The 16,660-nt window shown below is 71.8% G+C and carries 20 protein-coding genes and 1 tRNA gene; 4 read left to right on the plus strand and 17 right to left on the minus strand.

The window, feature by feature from the left end; genetic code table 11:
* Positions 1-45: 45 nt before the first annotated feature.
* The 6 genes from VIW71_RS17630 to VIW71_RS17660 form a co-directional block, all read right to left on the minus strand.
* Positions 46-573: a GAF domain-containing protein gene (locus VIW71_RS17630; RefSeq protein WP_331623289.1), complete on the minus strand. Its 528-nt coding sequence runs from the start codon at positions 571-573 to the stop codon at positions 46-48.
* 40 nt (positions 574-613) lie between these two features.
* Positions 614-1,210 carry a GTP-binding protein gene (locus VIW71_RS17635; protein WP_331623290.1) on the minus strand — a complete coding sequence of 199 codons (597 nt, stop codon included), beginning with the start codon at positions 1,208-1,210 and terminating at the stop codon, positions 614-616.
* The gene (locus VIW71_RS17640; protein WP_331623323.1) at positions 1,182-1,532 is read right to left on the minus strand and encodes a DUF742 domain-containing protein; all 351 of its coding nucleotides are present in this window, start codon (positions 1,530-1,532) and stop codon (positions 1,182-1,184) included. Before VIW71_RS17640 ends, VIW71_RS17635 begins: the two co-directional genes overlap by 29 nt.
* Positions 1,533-1,639: 107 nt before the next feature.
* Positions 1,640-3,880 (minus strand): roadblock/LC7 domain-containing protein, encoded by a 2,241-nt coding sequence (locus VIW71_RS17645; protein WP_331623291.1) that lies wholly within the window; start codon positions 3,878-3,880, stop codon positions 1,640-1,642.
* 204 nt (positions 3,881-4,084) lie between these two features.
* Positions 4,085-5,017 (minus strand): MEDS domain-containing protein, encoded by a 933-nt coding sequence (locus VIW71_RS17650; RefSeq protein ID WP_331623292.1) that lies wholly within the window; start codon positions 5,015-5,017, stop codon positions 4,085-4,087.
* A 692-nt stretch (positions 5,018-5,709) separates the two neighbouring features.
* Entirely contained in the window at positions 5,710-6,648 is a 939-nt protein-coding gene (locus VIW71_RS17660; protein WP_331623293.1) for an aldo/keto reductase, read from the minus strand.
* Positions 6,649-6,708: 60 nt separating this feature from the next.
* Between VIW71_RS17660 and VIW71_RS17665 the strand changes: the two genes are divergently transcribed.
* Positions 6,709-6,909, plus strand: coding sequence for a hypothetical protein (locus tag VIW71_RS17665; RefSeq protein WP_331623294.1), 201 nt, complete (start codon positions 6,709-6,711; stop codon positions 6,907-6,909).
* Positions 6,910-7,077: 168 nt separating this feature from the next.
* Here VIW71_RS17665 and VIW71_RS17670 read toward each other — a convergent pair whose 3' ends face one another.
* The 8 genes from VIW71_RS17670 to VIW71_RS17705 form a co-directional block, all read right to left on the minus strand.
* A complete protein-coding gene (locus VIW71_RS17670) occupies positions 7,078-7,917 on the minus strand; it encodes an RNA polymerase sigma factor SigF (protein ID WP_331623295.1) in 840 nt (279 codons plus the stop codon).
* 167 nt (positions 7,918-8,084) lie between these two features.
* On the minus strand, positions 8,085-8,909 hold the full coding sequence (locus VIW71_RS17675) for an RNA polymerase sigma factor SigF (protein ID WP_331623296.1): 825 nt from the start codon (positions 8,907-8,909) through the stop codon (positions 8,085-8,087).
* A 188-nt stretch (positions 8,910-9,097) separates the two neighbouring features.
* Positions 9,098-9,391: a Dabb family protein gene (locus tag VIW71_RS17680; RefSeq protein WP_331623297.1), complete on the minus strand. Its 294-nt coding sequence runs from the start codon at positions 9,389-9,391 to the stop codon at positions 9,098-9,100.
* A 119-nt stretch (positions 9,392-9,510) separates the two neighbouring features.
* On the minus strand, positions 9,511-9,675 hold the full coding sequence (locus tag VIW71_RS17685; protein WP_331623298.1) for a hypothetical protein: 165 nt from the start codon (positions 9,673-9,675) through the stop codon (positions 9,511-9,513).
* Positions 9,676-10,269: 594 nt separating this feature from the next.
* Positions 10,270-10,356: transfer RNA gene (locus VIW71_RS17690), tRNA-Ser, on the minus strand.
* Positions 10,357-10,387: 31 nt separating this feature from the next.
* Complete coding sequence (locus VIW71_RS17695) at positions 10,388-10,888, minus strand: nucleoside deaminase (RefSeq protein WP_331623299.1); 501 nt, start codon at positions 10,886-10,888, stop codon at positions 10,388-10,390.
* A 71-nt stretch (positions 10,889-10,959) separates the two neighbouring features.
* Positions 10,960-11,502 carry a tRNA adenosine deaminase-associated protein gene (locus VIW71_RS17700; RefSeq protein WP_331623300.1) on the minus strand — a complete coding sequence of 181 codons (543 nt, stop codon included), beginning with the start codon at positions 11,500-11,502 and terminating at the stop codon, positions 10,960-10,962.
* Positions 11,503-11,760: 258 nt separating this feature from the next.
* A complete protein-coding gene (locus VIW71_RS17705; protein WP_331623301.1) occupies positions 11,761-11,967 on the minus strand; it encodes a hypothetical protein in 207 nt (68 codons plus the stop codon).
* Between the two features lie 158 nt (positions 11,968-12,125).
* Here VIW71_RS17705 and upp point away from each other — a divergent pair, with 158 nt between their 5' ends.
* Positions 12,126-12,761 (plus strand): uracil phosphoribosyltransferase, encoded by a 636-nt coding sequence (gene upp, locus VIW71_RS17710; RefSeq protein WP_331623302.1) that lies wholly within the window; start codon positions 12,126-12,128, stop codon positions 12,759-12,761.
* A 105-nt stretch (positions 12,762-12,866) separates the two neighbouring features.
* Here upp and VIW71_RS17715 read toward each other — a convergent pair whose 3' ends face one another.
* Positions 12,867-13,544 carry a LytR C-terminal domain-containing protein gene (locus tag VIW71_RS17715; RefSeq protein WP_331623303.1) on the minus strand — a complete coding sequence of 226 codons (678 nt, stop codon included), beginning with the start codon at positions 13,542-13,544 and terminating at the stop codon, positions 12,867-12,869.
* 21 nt (positions 13,545-13,565) lie between these two features.
* On the minus strand, positions 13,566-13,862 hold the full coding sequence (locus VIW71_RS17720) for a type II toxin-antitoxin system VapB family antitoxin (RefSeq protein WP_093712089.1): 297 nt from the start codon (positions 13,860-13,862) through the stop codon (positions 13,566-13,568).
* 728 nt (positions 13,863-14,590) lie between these two features.
* Here VIW71_RS17720 and VIW71_RS17725 point away from each other — a divergent pair.
* A complete protein-coding gene (locus VIW71_RS17725; protein ID WP_331623304.1) occupies positions 14,591-14,998 on the plus strand; it encodes a DUF1992 domain-containing protein in 408 nt (135 codons plus the stop codon).
* A gap of 83 nt (positions 14,999-15,081) precedes the next feature.
* Here the strand turns inward: VIW71_RS17725 and VIW71_RS17730 are convergent, their stop codons facing one another.
* Positions 15,082-15,687, minus strand: coding sequence for a TetR/AcrR family transcriptional regulator (locus VIW71_RS17730; protein WP_331623305.1), 606 nt, complete (start codon positions 15,685-15,687; stop codon positions 15,082-15,084).
* 121 nt (positions 15,688-15,808) lie between these two features.
* Here VIW71_RS17730 and VIW71_RS17735 point away from each other — a divergent pair, with 121 nt between their 5' ends.
* Positions 15,809-16,654 (plus strand): alpha/beta hydrolase, encoded by an 846-nt coding sequence (locus tag VIW71_RS17735; protein WP_331623306.1) that lies wholly within the window; start codon positions 15,809-15,811, stop codon positions 16,652-16,654.
* Positions 16,655-16,660 lie beyond the last annotated feature (6 nt).

Raw genomic sequence — 16,660 nt, forward strand, 5'->3', positions numbered from 1 at the left:
GTGGTCTGACCTCCCGCGGTCAGACCACCCCCACCACGGGCCGCATCAGCCCATCTGCTCCCGGTTCCGGAGCACCGACTGGACCTGTTCGGCCATGCCCTTGACGTTCTCCACGTCCTGCTTGGTCCACGGAATCGGCTCGGTGTCGATCACGCACACCGTGCCGAGGGTGATCCCGGAGGCCGGGTCCTTCACCGGCGCACCCAGGTAGGTGCGGATCCCGAGTTCGTCCACCACCCGGTTCCCGGCGAACCGCGGGTACGCGCACACGTCCGCCAGCGGCAGCGCCGTACCCCGGCTGACCACGTGCGGGCAGAAACCCTGGTCCAGCTCCATCTCCCGGCCGGGTTCGGTGCCGTTGCCGACGGTCTGCGGCCCGTTCGGCGTGGACAGGCCGGCGAAGTACTGACGCCCGTCGATCACGAAGTTGACCATCGCGTACGAGGCGCCGGTGATCTCCCGCAGCTTCTCGGCTATGGCGTCCAGCTCGGGGTAGGGCTGGTCGCCGATGCCGATCTGGCGCAGACGCTGGCGGCGCAGCTCGGTGCGCTCGGCGTCTTCTTCCAGGGCCATACGGTTACTGGGATCGAATGTCATGGTGTACCACTTCCAGTCAGTGGGCGGGTTGGGCCACAGCCGTGGCCTGGAGGAGGTGGGTGACGAGGTCGATCAGCACACGGGTGGAGGAGCTGCCCTGCCGGGCGTCGCACAGCACGACCGGCACGTGCGGGGCCAGCGCGAGCGCCCCGCGGACCTCGTCGGGCGTGTACGAGTAGGCGCCGTCGAACTCGTTGACGGCCACCAGGAACCGGATGCCGCGGCTCTCGAAGAAGTCGACCGCGTCGAAGCAGTCCACGAGCCTGCGGGTGTCGGCGAGGATCACGGCCCCCAGCGCACCGTTCGACAGCTCGTCCCACATGAACCAGAAACGGTCCTGCCCGGGCGTGCCGAAGAGGTAGAGGATGTAGTGGTCGTCCAGCGTGATGCGGCCGAAGTCCATCGCCACCGTGGTGGTCGTCTTGTTGTGCACCCCGTCGAGATGGTCGGTGCCCGCGCTGGCCACCGTGACGGTCTCCTCGGTGCTCAGCGGCTCGATCTCGCTGGCGGCGCCGACGAAGGTCGTCTTGCCGACACCGAATCCGCCCGCGACGAGGATCTTCAGCGGCTGCGGATAGATGTCGTCACTGCAGTAGTCGTTTGTGTAGGCCATCGAGCACTCTCTGCAGGATGTCCCGGTCCGCGGGGTCGGCGGCCGGGTCGGGCGGGCGGGCCGTCACGGCCCCTTGGTCGATCAGGTCTGACAGCAGGATCTTGGCTACGGCGACGGGCAGTCGCAGGTGGGCGCCGATCTCGGCCACCGTCACCGGGGCCCGGCTGAGATCCAGCGCGAGGGAGTGCTCGGGGGTCAGGTCCACTTTCAGGGCCCGGCCGGTGGCACGCACCATGGACAGCAGGTCGAGGGCGACGCTTGGCCTCGTACGGCCGCCGCTGACGGTGTACGGGCGGACCAGCCGGCCGGCGTCGGCGTCCAGCCAGCTCTGGTCCCGGCCGTCCCGCCGCTCGCCACGGCTGTCCCGGCTCTCCCGTCCCTCCGTGCGCCGGGCATCGGCCCGACCGCCGGTACGCCCTTCGGCCCGCCTCACCGTGCCGCGTGCGCCGCGTTGCGGGCCGGTGTTTCGAGGCTCTTGGTGACCTGCTGGATCAGCCGGCTCATCTCGAAACCGAGGACGCCCGGGTCGGCCTCGGGACTGGCCAGCACGGCCAGCACGCTGCCCCGGCCGGCCGCGGAGACGAAGAGCAGGGCACCGTCGAGTTCGGCGACGACCTGCCGGGCGGTCGGCCCCGCGCCGAAGTGCTTGCCGGCGCTGCGCACGATGGACCAGAGCCCGGAGGCGACCGCCGACAGATGGTCCGCGCCTTCGACGTCCAGACCGTGTACGGATCTCTTGATGCCGTCGGAAGACAGCAGCACGGCGGCCCGGGTGTACGGGACCCGGCCAACGAGATCCTCAAGCAGCCATCCGAGGTCGCTGTTGGACGTGATGTCGCTCGCCATCTGTGGAACTCCTAGGGACGTAACGCGAGGTCGGGGGTGAAGCGGAGTTCGGCTCACTCGCCGGACTGCCCTGACTGCTCCTCGGCGGCGCGCACTCCGCGGCGGTAGGTGGCCATGAGACCGGGGTTCGCGGGCATGTAGTCCGCGTCCTCCTCGGGGATCCCGTAACCGGCCTGCTGCGGGGGCGGGCGGGAGCGGGGACGGGATCGGTACGGGGGCCAGGTGGGGGGCGGGCTGGGCGTACAGCGCCTGGGTCTGCTGGTTCTGGCCCTGCGGCTGTCCGTACGCGAGCTGCGGCTGTCCGTACTGGAGTTCCGGCTGTCCGTGCGGGAGCTGCGGGCCCGGCTGCTGTGTGAACCGCGTCTGCGCCTGGGGCTGCGGGGCGTGCGTCTGCTGGGCGTGGACCTGCTGGACCTGCTGGACCTGCTGGACCTGCTGCGGCAGCGCGTGCTGCGGGCCGCGGCTGCGCTGCGGCTGCCGCACCGGCATCGCCCCGGCGGTCACCGGTCCCCCCTCGGGCACCGAGGTGTACGGGGCGGTGGTCCAGTGCGGCTCGGGCTGCGGGCCGCGCGGCGCGGCGTGCGCGGGGGAGGGCTGCCGGGTCTCCATGCCCGAGGGCTCCTCCGTACGGGCGTGGCCGCCCTCGCCCTCCTCGTCGTTTTCGTCCTCCCCGCGCAGCAGCGGATTGGGCAGCAGTACGAGGCTGGTGACGCCGCCGAACAGGTTGCGGCGCAGCTCGACCCGGATCTGGTGCTGGCGGGCGAGGACCGCGACCACGTACAGACCGACGCGGCCGTCCTTGAGCAGGGCGCCCAGTTCCACGCGCTCGGGGTTGGCGAGCAGCGCGTTGCGCATCCGCTCGTCCTCGGGGAGCTGGCCCAGTCCGCGGTCCTCGATCTCCACCACACAGCCGGTGGTGACCCGCTGGGTGCGGACGTAGACCTGGGTGCCGGGCGGGGAGAACGCGGTGGCGTTCTCGATGAGTTCGGCGAGCAGGTGGACCACGTCGGCGACGGCGCCGCCGTCGAGGCGGCCGTCGATCGGGGGCACCGGCTTCACCCGCGAGTAGCGCTCGACCTCGCCGATCGCGGAGCGGACCACGGAGGCGAGCGGGACCGGCTTGCGCCACTGGCGGCGGGTGACCTCGCCGCCGAGCACCGCCACGTTCTCCACGTAGCGGCGGATACGGGTGGCGATGTGGTCCACCTCGAACAGGCCGCGCAGCAGGTCCGGGTCCTCCACCTGCTGCTCCAGCTCGTCGAGGATCTTGATGCCCTGGTGGACCAGGGACTGGAGCCGGCGGGCCAGGTTGACCAGGACGGTGACCTGCTGGGTGGCGGCGCCGTCCGCGGCCGGCAGGCTCGCCGCCTCGGTGACCGCGGTGACCGCGGTGAGCTGGGAGTGTTCGAGTTGGGCCAGCAACTGCCCGAACCGGCCGGAGTGGGCGCGGGGTTCGGGCGTGGCCGGTGCCGTCGGCGTACGGCCCTGGCTCAGGTCCTCCAGCGCCCGGCGCAACTGCTCGTCCCCGTACGCCACCGCGTTCGCCACGTCGGCGGCGGCCCGGTCCAGGTCGGCGGCGGTGCGGGTGAGTTCGCGCTGCGCCGATCTCGCGGAGATGGCCGCGGCGACCAGCGTCAGCACGGCGAGGCCGAGCGCCACGCCGAGGACGGCGTCACGCCGCGGCCCGGTCGGGTCGGCGACCAGCAGCCAGGCGACCGCGCCCGCGCCGAGCAGGGTCAGGGCGACGCCCGGCAGCAGGACCACACGCTGGAGATCGGGGACGGCGGACCCGGAACCGCGTCGGCTGGGTGAGAGAGTGGTCATCAACGTCCTCAGCAGGGGCGACTACTGGCATCAACCGTCACACTGGTAACCGATTATCGCATGTACGGGGATGTCGGTTCTTGTGTTCCCAAGATCCCCCCGAAGCGGCCCGGGGTCGAGCGTGAGCGGCAACAGCCTCGCACAGATCGCAAGTTCGATGCCACGTGCATGTGCGACAGGCTTCCCGCGGACCCCACCCGCCCCTTACCGCACCCGCACCCCGACCCCGTCGGTCTCCGCCGCCCCGCACAGTCTGAGCAGCCGGTACTGGTCCGCGGTGCACTCCACGGTGAGATCGCCGGAGGCCGCCAGCCGCAGCAGCGTACGGGCGCAGTGTGCGTCGACGAAGCCGAGTCCGGTGAGATCGATCACGTCGAGGCCGCGCTCGTGGGCCGGGCCGCCACCCGGCTCACGTGCCGGCTCACGTGCCGATTCGCCGAGATACCGCTCGAACTCGTCCCGGGTGGCCAGATCCGCGGTCCCGGCCAGCCGCAGGGTGCGCCCGTGCCGGGAGGCGTGCAGCGCGCCGAGGGCCGGCAGGACGGACAACGGGTGGGCGGCGAGGACCTGTTCGAGGAGGGGGGCGGGGAAGAGCCGGCGGTCGTACTCGCACATGCCGGTGCAGCCGATGCGCGGGAAGACCGGGGTGAGTCCGGTCTCGTACGCGGCCAGCGCCCGCCGGTCCACGCCGGGCCGGGCCGCCCAGGACATGTCGCCGGCCACCCGCAGCCCGGTGAACCCGCGGGCCAGCGCCTCGCCGGCGACGGCCACCCAGTAGCCGGTACGGGCGGCGGCGTCGAACCCGCGCGCCGGGTCGACGCCCGGCGGTTCGGTCACGACCGCCAGCCGGCCCTCGCGGACGGCGGCTTCGGCGGACAGCCCGTGCGCGGCGAGCCGGCCGAGCGCCGTACCACCGGCGACGCCCGGTTCGGTGAGGAGCACGACCCGTTCGCCGCGGGCCAGGCCGGCGGCGACGAACGCGGCGCGGACCGCCCACCGTTCCTCGTCGCTCTCGAAGCCGAAGCAGGTGTGATCGCCGACGGCCAGCCGCTCCACGGCGACCGTCCGCGGTATCGCGCCGGTCACGCCGGCGTTCCCGGTCACCTCGGTGCCGCAGGCGCGCGCTCCGCCTCCCATGCCCCGAACGTACGCCGGGACGAGCTCCCGCGACACCACGTGACCGGATCTTGGTCGTGCGTGACCGCAGATGGCCGACCCATGAGGCGGAATGTCCGCACTGCCCGTCCCGTCGCGCCGATGTCCCCCGCGCGGATTCTCAGATGGTTCAGAGGAACGGCCAAGGTTCCTTTCAGCGCGGACACAGAGGGTGGACACCATGCCTTCCACCGCGCCGCTCCCCACCGCCCCGCCGCGTCCCCCGCACCCCGGTACCGCCCCGGCCGGGAACCCCGCCCGCCCGGACGGCTCCCCGGCCCGCGTCCTCGTCGTGCACGACGAGACCCCCGCTCGCCGACCCGGGAGCCCTGTGCCTCGTGTGCCGCCCCCGCGGGGATCTCCGCCTCCGCCGCGGACCGCGCCGACCGGCCCGTACCCGCCGCCTGCCGCAAACCGCCGCGTTGTGCAGGGCGACCTCCTTCACGAACGCCACCAGCAGAAAGGAGAGGAAGCCGAACGGAGCGGCGTACAGGAAGACGTCCGCGAAGCCGTGTCCGTACGCGCTCTCGACCACGCCCCGCACCGGCGGCAGCGTGGCGACGTCGGGAATGCCGCCGCCGGAGCCGCCCGGGAGGTGGCGGGCGCTGAGCCCGTCGGTGACGAAGCGGGTGACCCGGTCGCCGAGGACCGCGCCAAGCGCGGTGACGCCGGGCTTACGCGGACGCGGCGGTCAGCGCCGCGATCTCCTCGTCGGTGAGCTTCACCTCGGCGACCGCGACCAGCGCGGGCAGCTGGTCGACGGTGCGGGCGCTGGCGATCGGCGCGACGATCGTGGGCTGCGCGGCCAGCCAGGCCAGCGCTACCGTGGCGACCTCGACGCCGTGCGCCGCGGCCACCTCGTCCAGTGCGGCCAGCACCTTGGGGCCGCGGTCGCGCTCCAGGTACCCCGTGGCCTTCTGCGCGCGGGGGCTGTCCGCCGACTCGCCGCCCCGCCGGTACTTTCCGGTCAGGAAGCCGGAGGCCAGCCCGGAGTACGGCGCCGCCGACAGGCCGCGGGCCGCCACCAGGTCGGCGAGCGGGCCCTCGTACTGCTCCCGCTCGACCAGGTTGTAGTGCGGCTGGAGGATCTCGTACCGCGCCAGGCCCTCACGCTCGGAGAAGTCCAGCGAGGCGGCCAGCCGCTCGGGCGAGATGTTGGACGCGCCGATCGCCCGTACCTTGCCCTCCTTCACCAGTCCGTCCAGCGCGGTGACGATCTCCTCGACCGGGGTCTCGGGGTCGTCGACGTGCGTGTAGTACAGGTCGATGTGGTCGGTGCCGAGCCGGCGCAGGGATGCCTCGGCGCCCTTCTTGACGGTCTCGGCCCCCAGGCCCTTGAAGTCCGCGTGCGCGCCGACCTTGGTGGCCACCACGATGTCGTCCCGCCGCCCGCGTTCGGCCAGCCACGCGCCGATGATCGTCTCGGACTCGCCGCCCGAATTGCCCGGCGCCCAGGCGGAGTAGACGTCCGCGGTGTCGATGAAGTCGCCGCCGGCCGCCGCGTACGCGTCCAGCACCGCGAAGGACCGGGCCTTGTCGGCGGTCCAGCCGAAGACGTTGCCACCGAGTGACAGCGGGAACACGTCGAGTTCAGAGTTGCCGATGCGTGCCATGTGACGTGGCAACCGGTGGGGGGTGCACGGTATTCCGCCGACACGCTAGGGTCAGGCGGCATGTCGAACCCTACGCCGAACCCTGACAACAACTACGACCCGGCCGGCAGCACCCAGATGTTCCGTGCCTTCGTCGACGAGCAGCGGCCGGCCGCCGAGGCACAGCGGACGCAGGACCGCGGCAGCAAGGCCGGGCTGGTGATCGGCGTCGTGGTGGCGCTGGTCGTGGTCGTCGGAGTCGTCGCGCTGGCGATGCGGTAGAGCGGTGAGCGCGGTTCGGTCGACGGGATGGGGGCTGCCGCGTTCCCGTTGATCCGGTGGGGAGGCGCGGGCCGCGTGCTCGCGCTGTCGGAGCGCCGGCTTCCTGCCTCGCGCTGACGGGGCGTGGGCTCGTACGCCCTGGAGACCACCCCGTCAGTCCCGTCCTCCTCATGCCTCCGCGGTCAGGCCGTCCCTCAGCTGCGCCAGCGTGCGGGTCAGCAGGCGGGAGACGTGCATCTGGGAGATGCCGACCTCCTCGCCGATCTGCGACTGCGTCATGTTCGCGAAGAACCGCAGCATGATGATCTGGCGCTCACGCTGCGGGAGTTGGGCGAGCAGCGGCTTGAGCGACTCGCGGTACTCGACGCCCTCCAGGGCGGAGTCCTCGTAGCCGAGGCGGTCGGCCAGCGTGCCCTCGCCACCGTCGTCCTCGGGCGGCGGGGAGTCCAGCGAGCTCGCGGTGTACGCGTTGCCGACCGCGAGTCCGTCGACCACGTCCTCCTCCGACACACCCAGGCAGGTGGCGAGTTCGGCCACGGTGGGCGAGCGGTCGAGGCGCTGGGAGAGTTCGTCGCTCGCCTTGGTGAGTGCGAGCCGCAGCTCCTGGAGGCGGCGGGGAACCCGTACCGACCACGAGGTGTCCCGGAAGAACCGCTTCACCTCGCCGACGATCGTCGGCATGGCGAACGTCGGGAACTCCACGCCGCGTTCGCAGTCGAACCGGTCGATCGCCTTGATCAGGCCGATGGTGCCGACCTGGACGATGTCCTCCATCGGCTCGTTGCGGCTGCGGAAGCGGGCGGCGGCGTACCGCACGAGCGGCAGGTTGAGCTCGATCAGCGTGTCTCGTACGTAGGTGCGTTCCGGGCTGTCCACCTGCAGTTCCGCCAGGCGCAGGAACAGCGAACGGGACAGCGTACGGGTGTCGATGGCCTCGCCGTGAAGAGCATCGTGCGGCGCTTCGGTGTCGTGCCGAAGCACCTTGGGACTGCCCACCTGTACGGACATGCCACCCCCTTGAGGTCGCGGACGGGTGTCGCGAGCGACGGTTGTTCCACCTCTGGAATACCGGAGGCACGCTCGCGACAAACGCGGTATCCGCAGAATGTCACATGTCGGCAACACGCTGTAGCGCCAAGTCGACATATCCGTGCAGGTGGCTTAATCCTGTTGGGTTACGCTTCGAGCTGGTTTGCGGACCGCAGTCGGGCGAAGCTGCGGGACAGCAGGCGCGATACATGCATCTGGGAAACGCCCAGTTCAGCGCTGATCTGAGACTGCGTGAGGTTGCCGAAGTAGCGCAGCAGCAGGATCCGGCGTTCCCGTTCCGGAAGTTGGACGAGGAGGTGGCGTACGAGGTCGCGGTGTTCGACGCCGGACAGCGCCGGGTCCTCGTAGCCGAGGCGGTCCAGCAGGCCGGGAGCGCCGTCGCCCTCCTGGGCGGCCTCCAGCGAGGTGGCGTGATACGCGCGGCCGGCCTCCAGGCAGGCCAGCACCTCGTCCTCGCCGAGTTTCAGCCGATCTGCGATCTCGGCGGTGGTGGGGGAGCGGCCGTGCAGCACGGTCAGGTCCTCGATGGCGCCGCTGACCTGCACCCACAGCTCGTGCAGTCGGCGCGGGACGTGCACGGTGCGCACGTTGTCCCTGAAGTAACGTTTGATCTCCCCCACCACGGTGGGCATCGCGAAGGTCGGGAACTGCACCCCGCGCTCCGGGTCGAACCGGTCGATCGCGTTGATCAGCCCGATCGTGCCGACCTGGACCACGTCCTCCATCGGCTCGTTGCGGCTGCGGAACCGTGCCGCCGCGTACCGCACCAGCGGCAGGTTCACCTCGATCAGCGCGGTCCGCACCCGGGTGTGCTCGGGTGTGCCGGGCTCCAGCTCGCCGATCTGCTCGAACAGGACCTGGGTGAGGGCTCGTGCGTCTGCCGCGTTCCTGCTGGGTGTCCGCGTCCTGCGGGCATACGTCGAAGACGCCGTACGGGCCGACACCGGCACACCACACCCCTTATCGGTCCACGCATCCGGCAAAAGCGGTCATAGCATCACAATTCATGCGTCCTTTGTGCAAGCACCGCATATTGCCGTGTTGTGCGAACGGAAGTACGACGACGCGACAAAGCCCCCCGCTGGTGGGACGGTGGGCAGGGGGCTTCTCGGTGAACGTATGTACGTATCGGCGGCTGTCAGAACTCGTAGTCGGCGATCACCCAGGTGGCGAATTCGGCCCAGACCGCGACCGCGGCCTTGTGGGCGGGGTGTTCGCCGTACCGCCGCAGCGCGTCGGTGTCCGCGACCGACGAGTTGATCGCGAAGTCATACGCGACCGGACGGTCGGTCACGTTCCACCCGCACTCCCACGACTCCACCTCCGGCACGAGTGCCCCGAGTTCCGCGAAGGTCCGTGCCCCGGCCACGACCCGCGCGTCGTCCCGCTGGACGCCCTCGTTCAGCTTGAACAGCACCAGATGCCGAATCATGATCTCCCGCTCGTCCCTCTGCCTGTCCCGGTGGCTGCTGCCGGTCCCGGTGGCTGCCGCGCCGCCGGTCCGTCCGCCTGCTGTACTGCCTGCCGCTGCGCCCGGGGGCGGCCGGCGGCTCAGTTGGCCAGATCGTGCATGAACTGCCCGATGCTCTTGGCGGCGTTCGATATCCCCACGAAGCCCACCTGCACAAGGTCCGCGGCGCGGGCCGGCTGGTCGACGATCGTGTAGAGCACGAAGATCACCAGCACGTACAGGGTGATCTTCCTTGCCTGCGCCATGCTCCCCTGCCCTCCCCAGCCGCAACTCCGCGCCAGCGGTCACGAGTGTGCAATCGGTGGAGTCTATCCATCGGACGGCCTCATCAGACGGACGCTTTTCCCTTTCATACGCTTACGCGACGAAGGTCCGGTCACCGGCCGGGCGTCGCGCGCGTGCGGTGTTCCTGGCGGTGTGGCGTGCGTCATATTCACCCCGGGGCCGCGCCGGGACGACGGCGTACCCAGGTACGTACGCCGGACATGTGTTCGCGGAGAAGCCCGGATGGGTGAGGTGGGTGCGGTGCGATGGATCGGGCCCCTGCGCCGCTCGGCCGCCCGCCCTGCGGCCCGCGCGGCCACCGGAAGGCCGACCGGTGGACGCCAGGGATCCTCCCTGTCGCGCGCACGCCGTTCCCGGGTCCGGGTGGCCGAGCGCACCGGGTCCGTCGAGTTCACCCGTCTCCACCGTCGGCAGTGCGGCGCCTCCGCGCGCCGGCCCCCCGACGACGGCTTCGCCGAAACGCAGGAGCCGCCCGCCCTCGTCCGACCCCCGCTGAACCGGCGAAGGGTGCGGGCCACCAACCGGTGGAACCCGCACCCTTGTGCCGTGCAGAGCGGTAGCGGTGGGATTTGAACCCACGGAGGAGTTGCCCCCTCACACGCTTTCGAGGCGTGCTCCTTAGGCCGCTCGGACACGCTACCGAGAGAGATCCTAGCCCACGGCGGGTGGTGGTCAGAAATCGTTCGGGCGGAAGAAGCGGGTGAGGAGGGCGGCGGAGGAGGTGGGGAGGACGCCCGCGACGACCTCGGGGCGGTGGTTGAGGCGGCGGTCGCGGACCAGGTCCCACAGGGATCCGGCGGCGCCGGCCTTGGGGTCGGGGGCGCCGTAGACGACGCGGTCGAGGCGGGCCAGGACGATCGCGCCGGCGCACATGGTGCACGGTTCGAGGGTGACGGCGAGAGTGCAGCCGGTCAGGCGCCACTCGCCGTCGCGGGGCGCGCCGGCGGACCGGGCCGGGGGACGGGATTCGGAGGCGGGCCGCGGCAGGGCTCGCAGCGCCGCGGCGGCTCGGCGGATGGCGAGGATCTCGGCATGGGCGGTGGGGTCGCCGGTCGCCTCGCGTTCGTTGTGGGCGCGGGCCAGCACCGTGCCGTCGGGGGCGAGCACGACCGCGCCCACCGGTACGTCACCGGTGAGCGGGGCGTGTTCTGCCTCGGCCAGGGCAAGCCGCATCGCCGGTACCCAGGGGTCGCGGACCGGGTCGGGGACCCGGTCCTTCCTGGGAGGCGGTGGTTCGGGTCGGGTCAGCGGACCGCCTCCAGCACGTCCGCACAGCCCAGCGCCTCGGCGATCTCACCGAGCGCCTCGCCGGTCAGCGCGCCGTCCCCGCTGAGGGCCAGGAGTTCCTTGGGACTCATCCCCAGGTCCGCCAGCAGATCGGTGTCGCCGAGCGGACCGGTCGGCACATGGTCCTCCGAGGGGCCGGGTACGGCGTCCTCGGCATCGTCGTCGTTCTCGCCGTCCTCGGTGCCGTCGAGGTCGACCAGTTCGTCGAGGTCCTCCGGGTCGCGGCCCAGCACCTCGTCGGTGAGCAGGATCTCCCCGTACGAGCTGCGGGCGGCGGCAGCCGCGTCGGACACGTAGATCCTGGGGTCCTCTTCACCGTCGACCCGGATGACGCCGAACCAGGCGTCCTCCTGCTCGATGAAGACCAGAACCGTTTCCTCCTCGTCGCCGGCCGTGCGGGCCAGATCACTCAGATCGGCGAGGGTTTCCACATCGTCGAGATCGGGTTCGCTCGCTTGCCAACCGTCCTCGGTGCGCGCGAGCAGTGCGGCGAAGTACACCGTGACTCTCCCACAGGTCTCAGGCCGTCCGGACCGGGTAGGGCCGTCTTGTTTTCATGATGGCCTCATGATGGTCCCACCCACTCGGCATCGTGGCAGAAACCGGGGCGTTGCGAAGGGTCTTCCGCACCGCGACGTGCCAGGTCTTCGTCACTTTTCCGGAACACGCCGCTCTCCGGGGGCGGTTGCCCGACCAGGAGCGTCACCCGTACGCCACACCGTCGTCACGCTGCGCTCACGTTCGGGGGCGCCGCGGACTCACCAGCGGAACGTACGCATCCGCATCTGTCGGCGCATCCGGGCCGCCCTGGCCCGCCGCGGCTGCACGCGCTCGCGCAGCTCCCTGGCCTCGTGCAGCTCGCGCAGGAACGCGTCCCGCCTGCGGCGCCGCTCCGCGTCGCGCCCGTCCTCGCCGGCTGGCGCGCCGCGCCCGCCACCACCACTGCCTTCGGTCCTGTCCGGCATGAGGGCCACCGTCCCTGCGGTCGGATCACCCGGCGGGCACACCGGGTGCAGGGATGCGGATTCCCCCGTTCGAGCGGTCTACCCCCCCGGCGAGCACAGAAGGTTCCGGGTGGAGGCGGCCGGGCGCGTCGTCGTGGCCTCCGGATACAGTCACCCCCATGCGTCTCCACGTTGTCGACCACCCGCTGGTCGCGCACAAGCTCACCACCCTGCGCGACGAGCGCACGGACTCGCCGACGTTCCGGCGCCTCGCCGACGAACTGGTCACCCTGCTCGCGTACGAGGCCACCCGGGACGTACGGACCGAGCAGGTCGACATACGCACGCCGGTCGCGCCGACCACGGGCGTCCGGCTCTCCTACCCACGCCCCCTGGTCGTGCCGATCCTGCGGGCCGGGCTCGGCATGCTCGACGGCATGGTCCGGCTGCTGCCCACCGCCGAGGTCGGTTTCCTCGGCATGGTCCGCGACGAGGACACGCTGGAGGCGAAGACCTACGCCACCCGCATGCCGGAGAACCTCTCCGGGCGGCAGGTGTACGTGGTCGACCCGATGCTGGCCACCGGCGGCACCCTCGTCTCGGCCATCCGGCTGCTGATCGACCGCGGCGCCGAAGACGTGACCGCGCTCTGCCTGCTCGCCGCCCCCGAGGGCGTCAAGGTCATGGAGCGCGAACTGGCCGGCAAACCGGTCACCGTCGTCACCGGTGCGGTCGACGAGCGCCTCAACGAGCACGGCTTCATCGTCCCGGGCCTCGGGGACGCGGGCGACCGGCTCTACGGGACGGTCAGCTAGCCCCGTGCTCGCCGGGCGGGCACGGGGCCTGCGGGTACGGGCCCGCGGGCGCGCGTACGGTGCCACGCCCGCCGGGTGACCGGTCCGGAGGTCGTACGGGCCCCGTCAGCGCTTCGGCTTGGTGCTCGCAGTGGCCGCGACGGTCTCGCAGGCCGGCTTCGGCGGCGGCGGGTTCGCCGCGATCACCCGGGCCTTCGCCGCGTCCGCGGGGCTGGCCAGCGCCCTGAAACCGTTGCCGATCAGCAGGTCGACCGAGCGGTCCTTGCGGGTCGGGTCGATCCTCACCGAGGAGCCCGCCACCTGGGTGCCGGCCTCGCGCGCGGCCGCCTCACCCGCCGGGCCCGCGACCAGCAGCGCCGACTGGCTGACCCTCTTGTCGTAGTCGCCCGGCGCGTTGCCGAACGTGGCCACCTTGAATCCGCGTCTGGCCAGCTCGTCCGCGGTGGTCTTGGCCAGGCCCCCACGCGTCGTGGCGTTGAACACGTTCAGCGTCACCTCGGACGGCTGCGGCAGCGCCAGCCTGGCGGGGCGCGTCGGGGTGGGCGCGGGCTTGCAGGAGGGACGGTTCTGCGGCGCCGCCGCGTTCGTCTTGGTGTCCCCCTCGTCGCCGTTGAAGACGTGGTAGAGCTGCAACGCTCCCCAGCCGAAGAGGCCGAGTGCGACGACCGAGGCGATCAGTGCCGCGAAGATACGGCCGCGCCGTCGGGGCCTGCGCATCCGGGGATACGCGTTCCCAGTCACCCGGTACTTCCCGCCCATTCCGGAGGGGGTCAGCATGCTCATGAGCGCAGCGTAAGCGGATTGTCAGTCCATCTCCAGGACCCGGGCGTGCAGCACCTGGCGCTGCTGCAGCGCCGCGCGCACGGCCCGGTGCAGACCGTCCTCCAGATACAGGTCGCCCTGCCATTTCACGACATGGGCGAAGAGGTCTCCGTAGAAGGTGGAGTCCTCGGCCAGAAGTGTCTCCAGGTCGAGCTGTCCCTTGGTCGTCACCAACTGGTCCAGCCGCACGGGACGGGGCGCGACGTCCGCCCACTCGCGCGTGCTGACCCGGCCGTGGTCCGGGTACGGCCGCCCGTTTCCGATGCGCTTGAAGATCACACGGAAAGCCTACCGGCCCGGCTTGTCCGGGCGCAGCCCGGGCGCCCGGATGCCACGGTGGGCAAAAGCCGTTTCCGCGAACGAAAGGTCGCCGTGCGGCGGCGTGGCGGCGCAGGGTTGCAGTACGCCGGCACGGCGCGCCCCCGGGTGACCGCTCGGGCGTGTCTCACCCCCGATACGCCCCCGCCCGGTCCCGGCACACCGTGGATCGCGGACAGGCCGCACGCCGGGCAGTGGCGGAACGTACGAAACGCACCGACCGCCGGGCCGCAGGAGGAGGGACGCGCATCCCCGCCGACCCCCTGTCCCGGGGCCGCTGAGACCACCGGGGTGCACCGGCGGCTGCGGCACGCCGCGGTCGAGGGCACGGGCGTCGGCGAGGTCGTGCTGCGGCAGGCGGTCGGGATGCGACTGGGCACGGGTGGGTGGGCGCGGCCGTCGAGACGGGCCGCCACCGCTTGACGCTGCGGGTCGTGGCGGCGGGGGCGACACCCCGGACCGCGCCCTGCGGCGGCTGGACGCCTTGTGACCGGGTCGCCCCGCGAGCCCGAGGACGACATGGCGGTACCCGGCCGCCCGGTGCCGGCGGCGCGATCCGGGCCCGGGAACGGGGAGAAGAACGGGGAGAACTTTTCCCTCGCTTTGCGCGGCGCTTGTAGCCTCGATGTCACAGCGCGTCCCGGACAGCCCTGGGCTGCCCTCCGCCCTCCCGGCCCGAGGAGTGAGAGATGACCGAACGCAAGCCGCCCGGCGTCACCTTCGAGTCCTGGGTGGACCAGCAGATCCGCGAGGCGGAGGAGCGCGGCGACTTCGCCGACCTGCCGGGCGTGGGCAAGCCGCTGCCGTCGCTGGACACGCCCTACGACGAACTGTGGTGGGTCAAGGGCAAGATGCGCCGTGAGGGGCTGTCCTTCCTGCCGCCCACGCTGGTGCTGCGCAAGGAGGCCGAGAAGGCCGTGGCGGCCGTCGCGGAGGCCCGCTCGGAGCGGCAGGTGCGGCGGATCATCAGGGAGATCAACGCGAAGATCGAGGAGGCGATCCGCCGCCCGCCGGAGGGCCCGCCGCTGAACCTCGGGCCGTTCGACGTCGAACGCGTGGTGGCCGAGTGGCGCGAGCGGCAGGACCGTAACGCCTGACGGGACCGGCCCGTCACGATCCCGTCGGGGGTCGGGGGTCGGGGGTCGGGGGTCGGGGGTCGGGGGACGGGGGACGGGGGCCGTCAGGCGGCCGGGCCCACGATGGCCGCGGCGGCGTGCGCGAGGGCGTGACGTGCGGTGTCGCCGTCCAGATAGCCGCCGACCATCGCGCCGTCGCGCAGCAGCACCAGGGCCTCGGCGGCCTTCGCCGGCTCCGGATGCCCGCAGCCGGCGGCGAGTTCGGCCAGTGCGGTACGGAACCAGGCCCGGTGGTCGTCGATCAGCAGCCGTACGGGATGGGCGGCGTCGGGGTACTCCGCGGCGGCGTTGATGAACGGGCAGCCGCGGAAGCCGGGGCCGCAGATCTCGTCGGCGAGGCCGTCGAGGAGCAGCGCGAGAATCCGTCGCGGATCGCCCGCGACCGCGGCGGCGGCTTCGGCGACCTGACCGCGGACGCCGCTGTCACGGCTGCGGAGATACGCCACGACCAGGTCGTCCTTGGTGGGGAAGTGGCGGTAGAAGGTGGCCTTGGTGACCCCTGCCCCGGCGATCAGGCGATCGACGCCGATGGCCCGTATGCCCTCCGCGTAGAAGAGTTCCGCCGCCGTCCGCAGTAGCCGCTCGCGCGGCAGTGACCTGCGACGTTCGATGCTCTGGGGTCCCCGGTCCGCAGCGGTCTCCGCACTCATGAGGCCAAGATAACAGACCGTTCTGTCTGCCGGATTGACAGTTCGGCTTCATGTGCGGATGATAAAGAAAGAACGGTCTGTCTCTTTGGGAGGCGGTCCGCACCCCCAAGAGGAGAGCGTCATGTCGCAGCAGCCCGTCCCCGCGCCCGAGCCGTCGACCGGGAAGGCAACGATCGTGCTCGTCCACGGCCTGTGGATGACCCCGCACAGCTGGCAGCCGTGGATCGACCGGTTCACCGCGGAGGGCCACACCGTGTTCGCTCCCGCGTGGCCCGGCGTCTCCCAGCTCCACGAGCCGCTCGACCACGACCGGGCGCCGGCCCGGCTCGGCGTCACCGAGATCGCCGACCATTACGAGGCCTTCATCCGCACCCTGCACGAGCCGCCGGTCGTCATCGGGCACTCCGTCGGCGGCCTGGTCACCCAGATCCTGCTCGACCGCGGGCTCGGCGGCGCGGGCGTGGCGCTCCACCCCGGCCAGCCCCGCGGTGTGCTGCGGCTCCCGCTGTCCACCCTGCGGTCGGCCTTCCCGGTCCTCGGCAACCCGGCCAACCTCAACCGCACGGTCCCGCTGAACGAGCGTCAGTTCCACTACGCCTTCGCCAACACGGTCTCCGCCGACCAGTCCGCCGCCGAGCGCGCCCGGTACGCCATCCCCGGCCCCGGCCGCCCGCTCTTCCAGGCCGGCCTCGCCAACGTCACCCCCAAGAGCAAGGCGGCCACCCGGGTGAACTTCCGCAACGCCACCCGGGCCCCGCTGCTCCTCGTCGCGGGCGGCGCCGACCACGTCGTCCCGCCCTCCGTCGTCAAGGAGAACTTCACCCGCTACGGCGCGTCCGGTGCCGTGACCGAGTACAAGGAGTACCCCGGCCGCGACCACGGCACCGCCTTCCACGAGGGCTGGGAGCAGGTCGCCGACGAGAGCCTGCGGTGGGCCCTGGAGCACCGGGTGAAGGCGGCCGGCTGACCGTGC

The sequence above is a fragment of the Streptomyces sp. genome (assembly GCF_036524955.1).
Lineage (GTDB): Bacteria > Actinomycetota > Actinomycetes > Streptomycetales > Streptomycetaceae > Actinacidiphila.